The sequence below is a fragment of the Niveispirillum sp. genome (genome assembly GCF_052437035.1).
Classification (GTDB): Bacteria; Pseudomonadota; Alphaproteobacteria; order Azospirillales; family Azospirillaceae; genus Niveispirillum.
Window position 1 is genome coordinate 273,538 of the sequence record NZ_JBQVOH010000003.1, and the last position, 17,287, is coordinate 290,824.

The following is a 17,287-nucleotide window of genomic DNA, read 5'->3' on the forward strand; positions in this document are numbered from 1 at the left end:
TATCGGCGGTCATGGCGACGGACAGGTTCGCGGACAGCGACGCCCGGCCGTTATCCGCCCCTTCCACCGCTGTGGCGGTGACTGTCAGGTTGACGGTGCCGCTGCTGCCATCGGGGGCCAGCAGCGACAGGTTGGGCAGATCGCCCGGTGCCAGTATCCAGGTGCCGTCATGATTGTCGGTCCCCGCGGACAGCAGGCCCCCCACCGGCACGCCGGCGATGGTGACATGCAGCGCCTCCGACCCATCCAGATCGGTCAGCGCCGATTGGATGTTCAGCGGGATGCTATGGCCGGAAACGCCCACCGCAGCGGCGACATTCAGGCTGGGCATGTCCGCCACCGGCAACACGGTGACATGCAGTTGCGCGCTGACGCTGCTGTCGATGCCGGCCAGACCGGTAACCTTGGCCGTGACGCCCAGGTTGAAATCGGCGTCGCCGTTGGCCGGCGGCGTCAGCTTCAACCCGGTCAGCTGTGCTGCCGTCAGGGTCCAGGTGCCATTGCCATTGTTGGTGCCCGCCGACAGGCACTTCACCACGAAGGACAGGGCCTCCGACCCGTCTAGATCGCCCAACACCCCGCCCAGCGACAAGGCCACCCCTTGATCCTCCGTTCCCGCTGCCGCGGAGAAGGTGACGGTCGGCAGATCGGCCACGCCTTCGACATTGACGTTCAGCAGGCCGATCTGCGTGGTAATGCCCAGAATCTTGACCGATATGCCCAGCTGGAAATCACTGCTGTCATTGGTTGGCGGCGTGATCTTCAGCGTGGATAGCAGGCTCTGCCCCACGGTCCAGGTGCCATCGGCATTCTTGGTGCCCCCAGACAGGCTGGCGCCCACCGGGACGCCGGTGATGGTGACGGCGAGGACCTCACCCGTAGCGGCGCCCACCAGCCCTGCGGCGATGGAGAGCGACACCGGTTGATCCTCCAGCCCGATGGCCGAAGAGATTGTCAGCGAGGGGGCAGACAGACCCGCCCCGGTGCTGCCTGTGCTGCCGGTGTTGGAGCCAGTGCCCGTCCCGGTGCCGGTTGAGCCAGTGCTGCCGGTGTTGGTTCCGGTGCCCGTTTCACCCCCCGTCGTTTGTGTTGTCGCGGGGCCGGGGGTGGCGAAGCTGGTGGATTCGGCGGGGGCGGCGGCGCTGCGGATGGGGGTGGAGCTGGTTTGGGCCTCGCCGGCGCCGGGCTGTGCGACAAAAGATTGGGTCGGTGTGACCGGGCGGCCATTGTCGGCAAGCGAGGGGGGCGTCGTGTCGGTGACCTGGGCGAAGCCACCACCGCCGCCGCCGACATCCACCATTCCGGCACCACCCTGATCCGCGATCACGTCCGTGCCTATGGCCAGGTGCTGACGGAAATCGCCGATGGTGGCGGTTCCGGTCGGCGCGGCGCCGCTGCCCCCTGGTGTCACGGGTGCCAGGGAAGCGATACCGCCGGTGAAGCTTTCACCGATCCCGCCTTCCTGCTGGCTGCCATGATGCACGGTCCCCGGATAGGCCTGACCCTGCTGCGTCTGGCGCACAGTTTCGGCGACGGGGCGCTCCAGAGCCTTGAGTGGGCGGTCGGGGGCATCGGCGACGCTTTCCCGCACGAAGGTGGCTTTGGGGGCGGGGGTGGGCTTGTCGCCGTTGGACGGGGCCATGGGGGTATCTCCAGCCGAGAAGAGGTGGGCGGGGGAGCAGGGATTGGATCAGCGACTTTTCACCCGTGGTGATGTCGGCCTGTACCGTCATGCCGGCCACGAGCACATGGTGGAGGTCGGCATTGCCGACATGGTTTGTGCCCAGCCGCACACGGGCCTGGTAATAGGGCTGCTTCTGTTCATCCAGGAAGGTGGTGGGCGACACGCTTTCCAGCGTGCCTTCCACGCGCCCGAACCGGGTGTAGTCGAAGGCCTGGATCTTCACCTTCACCGGCTGTCCGACCTTGACGAAGCCGATATCGCGCGGGGATACGCGCACATCGGCGACCAGTTCGTCATCCAAGCGCACCAGCCGCGCCACAACGCCGCCGGGGGAGATGACGCCACCGACGGTCTTCACCGGCAGTTCCTGCACGATGCCGCGGGCCGGCGCTGTGGAGACAAGGCGTTCGACCCGATCCTCCTGACCGTCCAGCATCTTTTCAAGTTCCGCCAGCTCGGTATTGACCGCGCCCAGCTTGTCCAGTGCTTCCTGCCGAAGCCGTCCGTCCAGCTCTGTCAGGCGGGAGGCATTGCCGCTCAGGTTGCTGCGCGTGCCGGCGATGACGCCTTCCAGCCGCTGCCGCTCCGACATGGCGGCGGCGCGTTCTCGTTCCGCCTCGATCAGCAGCAGTTTGGAGTTCAACCCCTTCTCCACGAGGTCGGCGCGCAGCGCCACCTTGCTTTCGGCAAAGCCCAGGTTGGTGTTGACGCTGGCCAGCTGCGCCTGACTGGATTGCAGCAGCGAGCGCAGCTCCTGCGCCTGATCGGCCAGGATCTTGCGCTGGTTGTCCCATGCCTCGATCTGGCTGGACAGCAGTCGGGCATTCTCGGCCATCAGGTCGGGATTATCGCTGAAGGCGGAGAAGTCGGGCTCCCGTCCGTCGGCAAAGGCGCCCAGACGTTCGGCCTGGGCCCGCAGCGCCCGCTGACGGACCAGCATCTGGTCACGGCTGGACTGGGTGGCGGCCCCCTGGAAGCGCAGCAGCGGCTGGCCAGGCTCCACCATTTCACCCTGACGGACCAGCATTTCGGCGACGATCCCGCCCTCCAGATGCTGCACGATCTGCACGGCGCCGGCAGGCACGATCTCACCGAAGGAGACGGCGACTTCCTGCACGGGGGTCAGGGAGGCCCAGGCGATGAAGGCGGCGACGCTGACGCCGGACAACAGGATGGCGGCGCGGGTCAGGGGGCGGACGCCGGGATCTTCCACCATCTCGTCTGTGGCGAAGGGGGGGGCGGGCATGGACAGGGCGGGGGCGGTGCGCATCAGATCATCCCCCTCGGAATACGGTCCCGGACCTTGTCCGCGGTGCCGAAATAGCGGGTGGTGCCGTGTTCCAGGATCAGCACCTTGTCGGCGATCCCCAGATGGTTGCGGCGGTGGGTGACGAAGAAGACGGTTGCCTGCTGACGCAGCGTTTCGATGGCCGACATGAAGGCGAACTCACCCTCGAAATCGAAGCCGCTGATCGGTTCGTCCAGTAGCACCAGCGGGGCGCGGCGCAGATAGGCGCGGGCCAGCGACAGGCGGGCCAGGACAGCCGTCGGCAGCGGTTTCTCATGCAGGTCGAAGCGGGTCTGAAGCCCATCCTTCAACCGGCGAACCGACTCCAGTGCACCCGCCCGGTCCAGCGCGTCCATCAGCTCATTATCGCTGGCGGTGGGGGCGGCCAGGCGCAGATTGTCGGCCAGCGTCCCCTGGAAGAACTGCGGGACCTGCGTGACAAAGGCGATGGAGCGGCGCAGCTGCACCGGATCGAACTGCCGGATGTCGCGCCCATCGATCTGGATGGAGCCGCCCTGCGGGGTGTACGGGCCGCTGACCGGCAGGTAGAGCAGGGGCAGGCGCCGATCGCGCCCGCGTACCGTGCAGCCGGGCCAGTGTCTTCGGGCTGAAATAACCCCCAGCCAGCCCAGCACGTCACGCAGGTCATTCGCCGGGTCGAGGCCGGGCGTAACCGGCATCGCTTCCGCTACCTGCCGGGACGTTACCGGCCAGCCCAGATGCTTCAGCAGGAGCGAAAGACCCTCAAAACAAGGGGTCATAACGGGCGATACCGTGGCATTGGCCGTTCCGGCATTGGTGCCCCAGATGAAATCGGGGGGATGGGTCTTGGTGGCCTCCAGTGACAGGGTCATGCCTGGCACTCCTGTGTGAGGTCGAGCTTGCCATCAGCAAGGCTGTAGATGCGGTCGGCAAGTTTCAGGACTGCCGGGCGGTGGCTGATAAGGATGACCAGGGATTCGGAACGCACTTCGTTCAGCAGGGCGAAAAGGCTGCGGTCGCCATCATCATCGACTGCTGAATTCGCATCATCGAACAGGATGATGCGGGGGCGGTTCATCAGGGCGCGTGCCACGGCGATCCGTTGGGCCAGGCCACGGGGCAGCGGCTCGGTCGCGCCGTCACCTACATAGGTTGAAAAACCATGTGGCAGGGCGTGGATAAGGTCTAGAAGGCCCGCCCGTTCGGCAGGGGCCATGTCCGCCTCCTCCAGTTCGGGGCAGAACATGGTGATATTCTCAGTGATAGTATCGCGAAACAGTATTCCGTGTTGGGGAAGCAGGGCAATCGCGTGACGAAGGCTTTCCTGATCATATTCGGTCAATTCTCGCCCATCGAGAAGAACCTTGCCCTTTGACGGCGCGTAAAAGCCGGCGATAAGGGACAGAAGTGTACTCTTGCCGCTGCCATTCGCGCCGACCAGGGCCACAATCTCCCCCCGGCCAACCTCAAGGTCGATCCCGTCCAGTAGATTGTTTCCATTATCGAAACCGTAGTGAATGTTCGACAGCTGCAAGCGGGGTTCGGTTGCCATGGCGTCGGCTGTGCCGGTGCTGCGGGCGGCCAGGGGCATGTCATGGATCTGAGCCAACTGCTGGCGGGCGATGGAGGCGGATTGCAGCAGCGACCAGAATTGCATGATGCTTTGCATCGGTGCCAGGGCGCGCCCGACAAGCAACATGCAGGCCGACAATCCGCCAACGGACAGGCTGCCATCCAGGACCATCAGGCTGCCGAAGCCGACCGTTGCCAGACCGGCGATCTGCACCGCGAACTGCCCCTGTTCGGCCAGATGCTGGCCGGACAGTTCGGTTGCCTGATGTTCGGTCAACCGATCTTCCTGCAAGCGTTCGTATCGGCGCAGAAGCGGCTGTTGGTTTTGTCCATAAATGATTAATGAACTCCACAATAAATGAAGAATCCGCACGCCGGCCATGGGATGGGTTTCTTACCTGTCAGCCGCAGGCATTTGCCGCGTTTAGGAGGGACGTTGATGATTGATTGCCGGGCGCGGGCCGTGTGCGCATGCCTTGTCGGCAATCCCCGCCTGCCGATGCCGTCGCGGCGAGGCGGCAATCGATTGCAGAATTCTGATTGCCCCTGTTAATTGTTATGCATGATAGTGAAGTGACGTGGTCAGCCAGGTTGTGAATGCCGGGGGAGATGCGGTCATGATGACGCCCGAATTGCAGGAAGCGACAGGCATCCATCATTATGTCCCGACCAGCCGCGCCCTGCTGCTGGCGGATCGCCTTGAAATGTCGCTGATGGATCGGGGCTGGCCTGTCGGTCACGTCCTGGGGTCGGAGATTGATCTTGCCCGCGAGCATGGCGCCACACCACCGGCCATGCGTCAGGCGCTGCGCGTTCTGGAATGGCGTGGTTTGGGCCAGATGCGAAGGGGGGCGTCAGGCGGCCTTCTTATCCATACGCCGTCACTGGCCGTCACGGGGCGCCGGCTTATGGCCCTGCATCTGATGGCGCGCGGTGTTCCGGTGGAAGCTGTGCGTGCCGCCCGCACAACCCTGCTGTTGCGTCTTCCCATCGGGCAGATTGATCTGGCGCCGGCGCGGGCCTTCGTGGTGGAGCTTTTCGGACATATCGAAGGCGCCTGGCAGGATGTGCAGGCGGCCCAGCCATCCAACAACCGCGCCCTTCGCATCGCGCACCGTATCCTGCGTGACGGATGGGGCGGTGGCGTTGAACTGGGGACCATCGATGACCTGATGGAGACCCATTCCGCCTGCCGCGCCATCATCATCCAATCCCTGCGGATTTTGGAGAATTTGGGTGTGGCCATCTCTGTCCGTGGCCGTACCGGCGGGTTCAAGCGGATTGATCCCACGCCTGGATCGCTGGTTCGGTCGACATTGCCGCATTTCGTGGCCCACGCCATGGATATCGAGGTCTGCAACCAGTTGATCGGCATCGTGAACGAGATCAATGCCGCTCAGGCGGCAGAACGGGAACGGGACCCGGAGCGGCTGCGGATGCTGGCCGGTCGGCTGCAGGTGGAGGAATTACGGCGCGGAAACGTCGCCTCGCATGTGGCGCTGCTTCGGCATGTCGCGACCAGTGCGGGGAACGAGGTGTTGCACATGCTGGTCCGCTGCCTGTGGTACTACTGGCACCACAAGGTCATGCGCAACGCTGCGCCGCCGGTGATCCTGAGCACGGCGCTGGCGGGGGAGATGATTGCCGTCACACAGCGGATTGTGGCCGAAATCCTTGCCGGCAAACCAGATGACGCCCGTTTCGCCATGGCGGAGTGCGGCGAGGTCGCCCGTGCTATCCATGGCGTCGTCAACCGGGAGCAGGGAAATTGCTGATGCCAGAGCGGCGGGGCGGTCCATTCTGAACGCCCCGCCGCTGACCTTCATGGTGCCTGACAGGTGAAGTTCTCTGCCTTCTCCGCATCCCCGGTTCCCTTGTAACGGACCGTGGTGGGATAGGCGCAGATGGGCCGCGTGCGGCCCGGCCAGGGCGACATCGGGTTGGCGATGCCGGTCAGCCGGTCTGGGGCCTTGCCTTGTTCAACCCAGGCAACCAGGGAGCTGAAGGCATCAATCCCATCGGTTGCCGGGCCGCCGGCGCAATGACCCATGCCGGGAACAGGGAAGACACGGACCGTCTGTGCCGCCTTCCCGCCTGTGCGCTGATTGACCTCCTGCCACCAGGCGGTGGTGTCATTGACGGAAAAGACCGGATCGGAAACCCCATGGGGCACGATCATTCGCCCACCCCGCCGCGCGAATGCATCGATATCGGGTGAACGCGCGCCGATATCGGTCCAGGCGGAGCGGACAAAGGCCCCGCCCGTGGCATTGATCTTCGATGCATCCCGGTCGAAATCAAACGCCAGCGCATAGTCCATCAGGCCTTGCAGGCCGGGTGGGGGAAGGGTGGGCGGTGTGGTGAAGACCATGGCCAATGACGGGGCGCCCATCATGACATTGATGGCGGGGATGCGCCCGTCGCCGGAACCCAGCTTCCAGACCCGCCACCCCATATCGGCCCAGCCGGCGTCCCAGGGGAAGGAAGCGTAGAGGCTTTCCCCCTTGCTGTTGCGTGCCCCTTCCTGCACCCGGATCAAGGCATCGACCTGGGCATTGCTGAGGCACCCCGCCTGCTTGTCGCCGGTACAGGTGGCCTTGCGCAGAACCGGCATCACCTTCTGCGGGGTGCAGGCGGGATAGTTCCCGATCAGCCCATCCCCCAAGCCATCATCGGCGTCGCAGGCATCCAGGACGGCACGGGTGACAAGCTTCAGGTCGCCATCGCTGAAACTAGCGGCCAGGCTGGCCGGGGTGATGGGCTTGGCGGCGACGGCGGCTAGGCTTTGCGTGTCCCAGGCCTCCGCAACGGCGGCACGGGGCAGGGACATGCCGGGGGCGGCGGCCACGATGCCGTCGAACAGGTCGGGATAGCGCTGTGCGGCCATCATCCCCTCCTGCCCGCCCTTGGAACAGCCGGCGAAATAGCTGTAGCGCGGGTTGGCGGCGTAGAAGGCGCCGATCAGCGTCTTCGCGGCCCCAACTGACAAAGGCAGGGAGGAGCCGCCATAATCCGCCCGCGCCTCGGGGTCGAAACCAAAGGCCGGCGCGCCGCCGCGTTCCGGTGCGGCATTGACGGCATTGTCATGCCCGGAATCCTGCGACAGGACCGCGTAGCCCTGGGCCAGGGCCGGCGCCCCCGGTCCCGTGCGGCCCAGCGCGTCCCCCAACTCCCCGTTGGTTCCGCCGCCACCCTGCATCAGGAAGCGCTGGTTCCAGGCGGCAGGCAGGCGCAGGTGGAAACGGATGGCATAGGGCTGTCCATCAACGCCCGTCCGTTCCTTCATGACGCCCACGATTTCGCAATGGGCCGGCAATTGCGGCGGCGGCCCCGGCGGTGGCGCCATGGGGTTGGGCGGCGGCAGCTTCGCGGGTCCCGCCTCATTATAGGTGGCGGACAGGATGCGTGCACCATTGCCCCCCGTCCAGCCTGCCAGTGCGGCGCAGCGGCTGGCTGGTTCGCCTGGTCTCATCGGCGCGCCCTGCCCCCAGGCGGCCGGTGAGGCCATAAGGGCAATGGTCGCTGCCCCCATCATGAACATGCGCTGCATTTCGTTTCCTTTCCCTTAGAACCGTACAGAGGCGCGGATACCGTATTCACGCGGGGCGCCATAAAGTTCGTTATTGCCGCTTTGGCCGCTGACATAATCCTTGTCGGCCAGATTGCTGCCATAGGCCTCCAGCGTCCAGTCACCCATGGCCAGCGTAAGCTGCGCCGACAGCAGGCCGCGTGCCTTCAGGTAATCCAGCGTCGGGGTATAGAGCAGGTTGGTCCAGCGCGGCCCGACATAGGCATAGTTCAGGCGCGGGGTCAGGACCATGTCCGGCCCCACATCCATGTCGTACTGCACACCCAGATTGTAGCTCCATTTCGGGGAGAACAGGTTGTCCCCGCCACCCGCCGTCGTCAGGTAGGGCCGGAAATCAAAGCAGACGGGCGGGTTGGACGCAGTGCCGGCGGGGCATTGCGGCCCATACTGCGCCAAGGACGGCAGGGTGCGGGTATTGACCAGCGTCAGCTTGTCCAGCTTGCTGTCGACATAGGCAAGGCCGCCATCGATAGAGAAGCCGCCCGCCTTTGCCTGAACCTGCAGCTCCGCCCCCTTGATGGTGGCGTTGGCGATGTTGAACACGCCCGACTGACCGGTGGAGGTGTCGCGGGCATCGAACTGGAAGCCCTTGTAATTCATGTAGAAGATGCCGGCCTGGGTGCGCAGGTGCCCGTCCAGCAGGGTCGATTTCACGCCCGCCTCATAGTCCCACACCGTTTCCGGCCCGAATTCCGACACGGCGGAATTCGATCCCCCCGGCTTGTAACCGCGCGCGGCGAAAGCGTAGACCATAGTCTCGTCATCGGCTTGCCAGTTCAAACCCAGCTTGCCCGTGACGCGGCCATCCTGGTGGCTGCCCTTCAGGTCCGCAACCTGTAGGCCCGCCGGACCAAAAATGGCGGACCCGGCACCGATCACGACGCTGCCTTCCTGTTCGGCCTTGAAATGCGAGTAGCGAAGGCCCGCCTGAAGCTCCAGCGACGATGCCAGTTCATAATTGCCCTGGGCGAAGACGCCGGTCGTCACCTTGTCCGGATACTGGTTGATATCGGTGGGATCGACGGGTGATCCGCTGCGGGTCTGGATATCCACGTCGATCTTGTTCCGCTGGTAATATCCGCCCAGTATCCAGTCGAAGACGCCGTCAGTGGGGGAGATCAGGTTGAATTCCTGGCTCCACTGCCGTTCGCGGACATATTGATCCTGGGTTTGCGTGGCGCTTTCGCCCGCCGGGGCCGTGATGGCCGCATCTGTGTCATAGAGATTATTGATGCGTTTGTTGGTGAAACCGCTGACCGACCGCAGCGTTAGGCCATTGTCGAATTCCTGGCGCAGTTCCAGGCTGGCCAGCAACGCCCGCTCATGGTTCTTCGTGGGCGCGTTATAGGTCAACTCGCGGAAATCGGCGCGGCGGTTGACCGCAAAGGTCGTGCTGGCGATGGGGCGATAGGCATAGCCGCCGGTTTCCTTGTCGATCAGTTCGATCTTGCCCAGGGCCTGGAAGCTGCCCGGCTCCCATTTCACACCCACGCGCCCCGCCTTCTCGTCCAGGCTATCGGGCTTGTTGTTGAAGCTGCCGACATCGTCGTAATAGCTGTCGCGCTTGCGATAATTGCCGGCTACACGCACTGCCAGCGTGTCGGACACCGGCACATTAACGGCCCCCTGACCCGTCACCTCGTCATAGGTGCCGTAACTGGCCTGGGCATAGCCCTTCACGCGGTCGGTCGATGGGCTTTGCGTATTGATGAAGATGGCCCCACCGGTGGAGTTAGAGCCGACCAGTGTGCCCTGGGGCCCGCGCAGCACTTCCACATTCTGGATGTCGTAGAAACTGCTGGTGGTCAGGATCGGAGGCTGGAACACGCCATCAATATAGGTGGCGACACCGTTCGCGACGGCTGGTGATCCGCTGGCGATGCCGATGCCGCGGATATTCACCGACTGGGTCAGGCCCTGATCGGTGATGGACAGGGAAGGGGCCGCGAATTGCAGATCGGCCAGCCGTTCCACCCCCTTATCCTCCAGCGCGTCACCCGTCAGGGCCGTCGCGGCGATGGGCACGGATTGCAGGTTTTCCGACCGGCGCTGTGCCGTCACTACGATCTCCTCCAACCCATCGAAGGAAGCGGGGTCGGCGGGGGCCTGCGCCCCGGCAATGGTCGGCAGGGCTGTACAGGCCGCGACGGCAACGGTCGCGAGCAGTTTTGACTTCATCTTGGTCAACCTCCCCTTTTTGCGAAGGCGCGCACGGATTTCGTGTCTGCCACCCTCGGCGTTTATTTTGTTATGAGACATTCCAATTCGGTCGGAAAAAAGCTACCGAATTGATGGTGGTGCGTTTCGGCGCCGATGATTGACAAGCAGGGTTGTGGAACCGTTCGATGGGAGCGTTCGGTTCAGGCGGAGGTGCTTTGTCATGCTGTACCATTTTCCCCCCGGCCTTCAGGCCCGCGTCACAAAGGCCTACACACGACCTTATGATGATCCGATCAATGTGTGGGCGGGTGAGGCGGTGGAGATTGATCCGGGCAAGAGCGCACAGACCGACCTGTTCGGTTGGGTTTGGTGCCGGGCGCCGGACGGGCGGGAAGGCTGGACGCCGGAGGCGTGGCTGGAGGGGGCGGGGAACCAGCGCACCCTGCTGCGGGATTTCAATGCCATTGAACTAACCGTCGCTACCGGCGACAGGGTGCTGCCGCTTTACAGCGAAAGTGGCTTCATCTGGTGCCGTACCGATGATGACCGTCAGGGATGGTTGCCAGATGCCTTCCTTGCACTGTCAATGTAGAGCCACAGCCATATCAATTTTTTATGGCCTGATAAAAAATGACCATCACATTGCATGCATTTCGACTTGGCCGATAACCTGCCCTTCGAAACAACGAAATGGCGGTGCTGCGTGAATGGCGCCGCCCATGGACAGAAGGGGACCGGTGATGAGCCTTGAACGTGCGAAGATTGCGAAACTGACCCTGGCGGCCTTGCTGCTGACCGGTACGGCGCCCCAGGCAATGGCGCAGGGCAGCACCGACGACGCCGGCATCCTGGAAGAGATCGTGGTCACCGGTTCGCGCATCGCCCGCCGCGATGCGACGGCGGTGGGGCCCATCACCACCATGACGGCAGAAGACATGGTCTATGCCGCCCCCACGTCCGTCGGTGACTTGCTGCAAAGCCTGCCTAGCGTCGGCGTCTCGCTGAATTCCAACGGCACCCAGGGGACATCCTTCGGTGTTAGTTCCATCAATCTGCGTTATCTGGGCAGCGCGGAAGGCAGCGGCAATCGCACCCTGGTGCTGGTGGATGGGCATCGCTGGGTCAATGCCGTCGGTGGGCGCGGTTTTCGCGACTTCGTGGATCTGAACACCATCCCGCTGGGCATCATCGACCGGATCGAGGTGCTGAAGGACGGTGCCTCGGCCATCTATGGCGCGGATGCCATTGCCGGTGTGGTGAATATCCACACCAAGCGCAAGGTGGAAGGCATTGAGGCCAATATGCGCGCCGGCATCACCGAGCGCGGAGATAATGAGAATGTCAGCGCCTATGTGAATGCCGGTCACGGCTTTGACCGGGGCCATGTGCTGCTGTCCGCCAGCTACACGAAATCCGAACCGATCCTGACCAGCGATCGCAAGATTACGCGCCGTGCGCTGGCCCCGCTGACGGCACCGCCGACCAGCCCGCGTGGCCTGTTCGTGCTGCCGGGTCTGGCCAATAACAGCTATTTCGGCACCCCCGCCGCCTTCGCCAACAATGCCGCCAACGCGATCACCCTGATCCCCGGTACCAGCAGCATCGGGGCCGGGGCGGCGGCCGATAGCAGCTTCCGCGTCGCCACGCTGGTGGCCGATGATTACAACACCATGACCCAGGGCATCTATGCCACGGGTCCGGCAGAACGGGCCGGCCTGTTCGGGCGCCTGACCTATGACCTGTCCGACAGCGTCACGGCGCGGGTGGAGGCGCTGTACAATAATCGCAAATCCAGCCAGCGTTTCTCGCCCTTCCCCCTGGATATCCGCGGTTCCAACGGTTTCAGCATCTCCCGTGATCAGGCCTTCAACCCATTCGGCACGGCCAATGGCGTGCCCACCGCCAATGCCCTGGCCTTCTCCGGCTCCACCTTCCGCATCCAGCGGGTACCGCTGGAGGTGGGTAACCGCGACAATATCCAGGAAGTGGATACCTATCGTTTGGCCGGCAGCCTGGAGGGCCAGTTTGATCTGGCCGGTGAATGGCGTTGGGATGCGTTTGCATCCTATGCCAAGAACAAGGCGTCGTTCGATGCGGTCAACCAGATCAATCTGGAAAATGTCTACCGTTCGCTCGCCTCTCCCGCCATCTGCGCGGCGGCGGCTGGATGCGTGCCGCTGAATATCTTTGGTGCCATCACGCCGCAGATGGCGGACTATATCCGCTACAACGCGCATGATGAAAACGGCGCCAGCCAGTATGATCTGGCCGTCAATGTCTCCCGCGAACTGTGGGAACTGCCCGCCGGCCCGCTGGGCTTCGCGGCGGGGTATGAATACCGCAAGGAAAAGGCCTACGATCTGCCTGACGCCTTCGCGGCCAGCCTGTCGACCGTCCTGCCCCTGGTGTCGGGTGCGCGGCAGTCCCCGACCACGGCGCAGTCGCGCGACCCCACGCGCGGTTCCTATGACCTGCATGAGGTGTATGGCGAGGTGAATGTGCCGCTTCTGGCCGATCTGCCGGGCGCCTATCGCCTGGATGTCGATGCCGCTGTGCGCTATTCCGACTATTCCACGGTGGGTGGCAAGGCGACGACGAAGTTCGGCGTCTCCTATCGCCCGGTGGAGGATCTGCTGGTCCGGTCCACCTATTCCCAGGGCTTCCGCGCCCCCTCCATCCTGGAACTGTACCAGGGCCAGCGTCAGACGAATTTCCAGGGTGTCGATCCCTGCAATGGGGGCGGGGCGGGCAAGACGGGCTGCACCGGCGTTCCCACCGCCTATAACCAGAACCAGTTCAATGGCGGCCTGATCGCCGGCATCACGGCGGGCAACCAGAACCTGAAGCCCGAAACGGCGGATACCTACAGCGCCGGTTTGGCCATCACCCCGTCCGGCCTGCCGGGCCTCACCCTGACCGCCGACTGGTTTGAGATCAAGGTGAAGGACGCCATCGCGTCCCAGACCGCCACACAGATCCTGACTTCCTGCGCCAATACCGGCGTGTTCTGCGATCTGGTGACCCGCGCCGCCAGCGGTGAGGTCACCCGCCTGACCCAGGCAGTGGTCAACCTGTCCCGGATCGAGGTGGAAGGCATCGACGCCACCGCCCGCTATGAATTCACCACCGATGTCGGTGATTTCGAGGTTGCGGTCGATGTCTCCTACCTGGAGAAGTACCGCACCTTCGTGCCGCAGCCCGATGGCAGCGTCGCCGTGGATGACCGGGCTGGCAAGGGTGATCAGCCGCGGTCCACCTTCCCCCGCTGGAAGGGGCAGGCATCGGCCCGGTACAAGGTGGACAGCGTCGATCTGGGCTGGAAGGCCCGCTATATCGGCTCCTCCACCGATGTCGCCGGCAATGCCATCAATGGCGGACGGACCAAGAGCATCACCTATCAGGATCTGCAATTGGGCTACACGATCCCCGACAGCGACACGCGCGTGGCCTTGGGCGTCGACAATGTCCTGGACCGGCAGCCGCCCTTGTCCGCCGCCAACAATCCCATCAATTTCGACATGTACACCTACGACATCCGGGGCCGGTACTTCTATGCCACCCTGTCGACCAAGTTCTGACATGCTGCCCGTCCGCCGGATGTCTGAAGGTTACATCATGCAGTCCACGCGCAAAGATGACCGTCCCGGTTGGTTGGACCGGGTTGAACGCTGGGGCAATGCCTTGCCCGACCCGGTGTTCATCTTCCTGGGCTTCATCCTGCTGGTCATCGCCCTGTCAGTGCTGGCTGCCAGCGTCGGGTGGAGTGCCGTTAACCCGGTCAGCGGCAAGCTTTTACAGGTTGAAAGCCTGCTGACAGAGGCGAACCTGCGCCGGCTGCTGGTCGGCATGCCCACGACGCTGACGGGCTTTCCGCCGTTGGGTCTGGTGCTGGTGGTCATGTTGGGTGCGGCGGTGGCCGAACGATCGGGCCTGTTCACGGCCTTGCTGTCCGGGTCGATCGGCAAGGTGCCGCGCTGGGCCCTGACACCGTCGGTATTCATCATCGGCCTCTTGTCCCATCACGCGTCAGATGCCGCCTATGTCGTGTTCATCCCCCTGGCAGCCCTGGTCTATGCCGAGGCGGGGCGCCATCCCATGGCTGGCATCGCCACGGCGTTCGCCGCCATTTCCGGCGGCTTTGCCGGCAATGTGGTGCCGGGACAGGTGGATGTGCTGCTGCTGGGCATCACGGAGGCGGCCGCCCGCCTGATCGATCCGAAATTCACCATGAACCCGCTGGGCAACTGGTGGTTCAGCATCGGCATCTGCCTGGCCTTTGCACCCGTTGCCTGGTTCATCACCGACCGGATCGTGGAACCGCGCCTGGGTCCCTGGCGGCCCGATGCAGAAGCCGCTGCCCTGGTCGTGCCGCATGAAGGGCTGACCAAGATGCAGCGGCGCGGGCTGGCCCATGCGGGGCTGGCGGCGCTGGCCGTGATCGGCCTGTTCGCGGCCTTCACCTTCTGGCCCGGCTTCACCCCGCTGCTGGATCGCGCGGCGGAGGGGCCGCAGCGGACCACTCCCTTCTACCGCGCCCTGATCGGCGGTTTCATGCTGCTGTTCCTGGCCTGCGGCTGGGCCTATGGCCGGGCCGTGGGCACCGTGAAATCGCATCGCGATATCGTCGCCATGATGGGCCATGGCATGAAGACCATGGCCCCCTATCTGGTGATCGTCTTCTTTGCCGCCCATTTCGTGGCTCTGTTCAACTGGTCCAACCTGGGTCCCGTCATCGCCATCAAGGGGGCCGAGACGCTCCGGACGCTGGACATTCCCCGGCCCCTGCTGCTGGTCAGCCTTCTGCTGATGTCGTCAGGTTTCGACCTGTTCATCGGGTCGGCATCCGCGAAATGGAGCGCCATGGCGCCTGTGGTGGTGCCTATGCTGATGCTGCTGGGCATTTCACCGGAAATGACCACCGCCGCCTATCGCATGGGGGACAGCGTCACCAACATCCTGACGCCCTTGATGTCCAACTTCCCCCTGGTGCTGGTCATCTGTCAGCGGTGGAACAAGGGGGCGGGTGTCGGCTCCGTCCTGGCCCTGATGCTGCCCTATGGTCTGGCCTTCCTGGGGGCGGGGTGCCTGCTGGTGATGGGCTGGGTCGCCCTTGAACTGCCGGTCGGGCCGGGTGCCGCCGTGGCCTATCATCTGCCCGTGGTGTCGCCATGACCATGATCGTTCTGCGCGATGTGATGGTGGCGATGCGGGATGGTGTCCGGCTGGCGACCGACATCTACTTGCCGGGACCCGGTGCCTGGCCCGTCATTCTGGAACGCACCCCCTATAACAAGCGCGGCACCAACCATGCCGACCGCAGCCTGGCAGAGCCGGCCCCCCGTTCCAAACCCGACATCGCGGCAGAATTCGCCGCCGCCGGCTATGCCTATATCCTGCAGGATTGCCGGGGGCGGTTCGGATCGGAGGGGGAGTTCACGAAATATGTGAACGAGGCCGAAGACGGCATCGACATGCTGGACTGGTTGCGGGGTCAGCCCTGGTGCGATGGCCGCATCGGTACGCTGGGCCTGTCCTACAGCGCCCATACCCAGGCGGCGATGGCCAGCCTGGGCGCGCCGGGCGTTGGTGCCATGATCATGGATAGCGGTGGTTTCGCCAGCGCCTATCACAGCGGCATCCGCCAGGGTGGCGCCTATGAGCTGAAACAACTGACCTGGGCTGTCAAACATGCGGCCCTGTCCCCCCGCACAGCGGCGGACCCGGACCGGAAGGCGGCGCTGGCGGCACAGGACATCCGGCATTGGATGGCGGTTAATCCCTGGCGCACCGGCCATTCCCCGGTCAGTGCTGCGCCTGAGTATGAGGATTATATCGTCCGGCAATGGGCGGACGAATGTTTCAGCAGCGGCTGGCAGCGACCGGGCCTCTATGCGTGCGGCTACTATGATGTCTTTCCCGACGTACCGATGCTGCATGTCTGTTCCTGGTACGACCCCTATGCCCTGTCCACACCGCAGAATTTCCAGGGCTTGACGGGCGGGGGGCGGCAGGCGCCGGGCCGGCTGATCATGGGGCCCTGGACGCATGGACAGCGGTCCGTCACCCATGCGGGGGAGGTGGATTTCGGCCCGGCGGCGACCCTGGATGGCAATCTGGCCCCCGATTACACGGCCCTGCGCCGGGCATTCCTGGACTACCACCTGCTGCGCCGCGCCGATGTGCCCGACCCGCTGCCCCAACCGGTCAGCCTGTTCATCATGGGCGGTGGCCCCGGCGGGCGGAACGGGGAGGGGCGGTGGCGCCATGGCGGGCACTGGCGGTCATTCGCCGCCTGGCCGCCGGCGCAGGTGCGCTCAACTGCCTTCCACCTGTTGCCCGATGGCACCTTGTCGGAAAGGCCCGGTACACCGGGCACCCGTTCCTGGGACCATGACCCGCACAACCCGGTCCCCAGCATCGGCGGGGCGGTGGCCAGCGGTGGGGCCATCATCCCCGCAGGTGCCTATGATCAGCGGGAACGTGAGGGCTGGATGGCGTGCCCACAGCCGGGCCGGGCGCTGGCCGACAGGCCCGATGTCGTGGTTTTCCGCACACCGGCCCTCGAAAGGGACATGACGGTTGCCGGCCCGATCAGAGCGCGTCTCTACCTGTCATCCAGCGCGGTTGATACCGACATCGTGGTAAAGCTGGTGGATGAGTATCCGGCGGGCGCGGACGGCACGCCCGGCTTTGCCATGAACCTGTGCCATGGCATCATCCGGGCGCGGTTCCGTGACGGGTTTGAACAGCCGCGCCTTATGCTGCCGGGACAGGTCTATGCGTTCGAGATTGAGATGTTTCCCACCGCCAACCGGTTCCAGGCCGGCCATCATATCCGGCTGGATGTGGCCAGCAGCCATTTCCCACATTTCGATGTCAATCCCGGCACCGGTGCGCCAGCGGGTCAGGACCCCGGCATTCCCGTCATCGCGCGCAACAGCCTGCATATGGGGCCGCTGCACCCGTCCCATATCATCCTTCCCATTCTGCCCGATGATACCTGACAAGGGGG

10 protein-coding genes are annotated in these 17,287 nt (G+C 64.4%); 5 read left to right on the forward strand and 5 right to left on the reverse strand.

Translation table 11 applies throughout. The features are described 5' to 3' along the window. Positions 1-1,445 precede the first annotated feature (1,445 nt). Genes ACT6Q8_RS10475 through ACT6Q8_RS10485 form a run of 3 tightly spaced genes read right to left on the reverse strand, consistent with a single transcriptional unit; the run spans position 1,446 to position 4,803 of the window. Complete coding sequence (locus tag ACT6Q8_RS10475) at positions 1,446-2,954, reverse strand: HlyD family type I secretion periplasmic adaptor subunit (protein WP_444732273.1); 1,509 nt, start codon at positions 2,952-2,954, stop codon at positions 1,446-1,448. Next, on the reverse strand, positions 2,954-3,826 hold the full coding sequence (locus tag ACT6Q8_RS10480) for an ATP-binding cassette domain-containing protein (RefSeq protein ID WP_444732272.1): 873 nt from the start codon (positions 3,824-3,826) through the stop codon (positions 2,954-2,956). Before ACT6Q8_RS10480 ends, ACT6Q8_RS10475 begins: the two co-directional genes overlap by 1 nt. Continuing rightward, positions 3,823-4,803 carry an ATP-binding cassette domain-containing protein gene (locus tag ACT6Q8_RS10485; protein ID WP_054166410.1) on the reverse strand — a complete coding sequence of 327 codons (981 nt, stop codon included), beginning with the start codon at positions 4,801-4,803 and terminating at the stop codon, positions 3,823-3,825. The genes ACT6Q8_RS10480 and ACT6Q8_RS10485 overlap by 4 nt, the downstream gene beginning before the upstream one ends. 340 nt (positions 4,804-5,143) lie before the next feature. On the opposite strand from ACT6Q8_RS10485, the gene ACT6Q8_RS10490 reads away from it, so the two are divergent. After that, positions 5,144-6,301: a hypothetical protein gene (locus ACT6Q8_RS10490; RefSeq protein ID WP_444732271.1), complete on the forward strand. Its 1,158-nt coding sequence runs from the start codon at positions 5,144-5,146 to the stop codon at positions 6,299-6,301. 47 nt (positions 6,302-6,348) lie between these two features. Here the strand turns inward: ACT6Q8_RS10490 and ACT6Q8_RS10495 are convergent, their stop codons facing one another. Together ACT6Q8_RS10495 and ACT6Q8_RS10500 are read right to left on the reverse strand one after the other, a co-directional pair. Next, positions 6,349-8,076 (reverse strand): tannase/feruloyl esterase family alpha/beta hydrolase, encoded by a 1,728-nt coding sequence (locus tag ACT6Q8_RS10495; RefSeq protein ID WP_054166412.1) that lies wholly within the window; start codon positions 8,074-8,076, stop codon positions 6,349-6,351. A gap of 15 nt (positions 8,077-8,091) precedes the next feature. Beyond that, positions 8,092-10,293, reverse strand: a complete 2,202-nt coding sequence (locus ACT6Q8_RS10500) for a TonB-dependent receptor (protein ID WP_444732270.1) — start codon at positions 10,291-10,293, stop codon at positions 8,092-8,094. Positions 10,294-10,495: 202 nt separating this feature from the next. On the opposite strand from ACT6Q8_RS10500, the gene ACT6Q8_RS10505 reads away from it, so the two are divergent. The 4 genes from ACT6Q8_RS10505 (at position 10,496) to ACT6Q8_RS10520 (ending at position 17,279) form a co-directional block, all read left to right on the forward strand. After that, positions 10,496-10,867 (forward strand): SH3 domain-containing protein, encoded by a 372-nt coding sequence (locus tag ACT6Q8_RS10505; protein ID WP_054166414.1) that lies wholly within the window; start codon positions 10,496-10,498, stop codon positions 10,865-10,867. A gap of 148 nt (positions 10,868-11,015) precedes the next feature. Continuing rightward, on the forward strand, positions 11,016-13,853 hold the full coding sequence (locus ACT6Q8_RS10510; RefSeq protein WP_444732269.1) for a TonB-dependent receptor: 2,838 nt from the start codon (positions 11,016-11,018) through the stop codon (positions 13,851-13,853). Positions 13,854-13,890: 37 nt separating this feature from the next. Continuing rightward, positions 13,891-15,447, forward strand: a complete 1,557-nt coding sequence (locus ACT6Q8_RS10515) for an AbgT family transporter (protein WP_444732268.1) — start codon at positions 13,891-13,893, stop codon at positions 15,445-15,447. Further along, positions 15,444-17,279, forward strand: coding sequence for a CocE/NonD family hydrolase (locus ACT6Q8_RS10520; protein ID WP_444732267.1), 1,836 nt, complete (start codon positions 15,444-15,446; stop codon positions 17,277-17,279). The genes ACT6Q8_RS10515 and ACT6Q8_RS10520 overlap by 4 nt, the downstream gene beginning before the upstream one ends. Positions 17,280-17,287 lie beyond the last annotated feature (8 nt).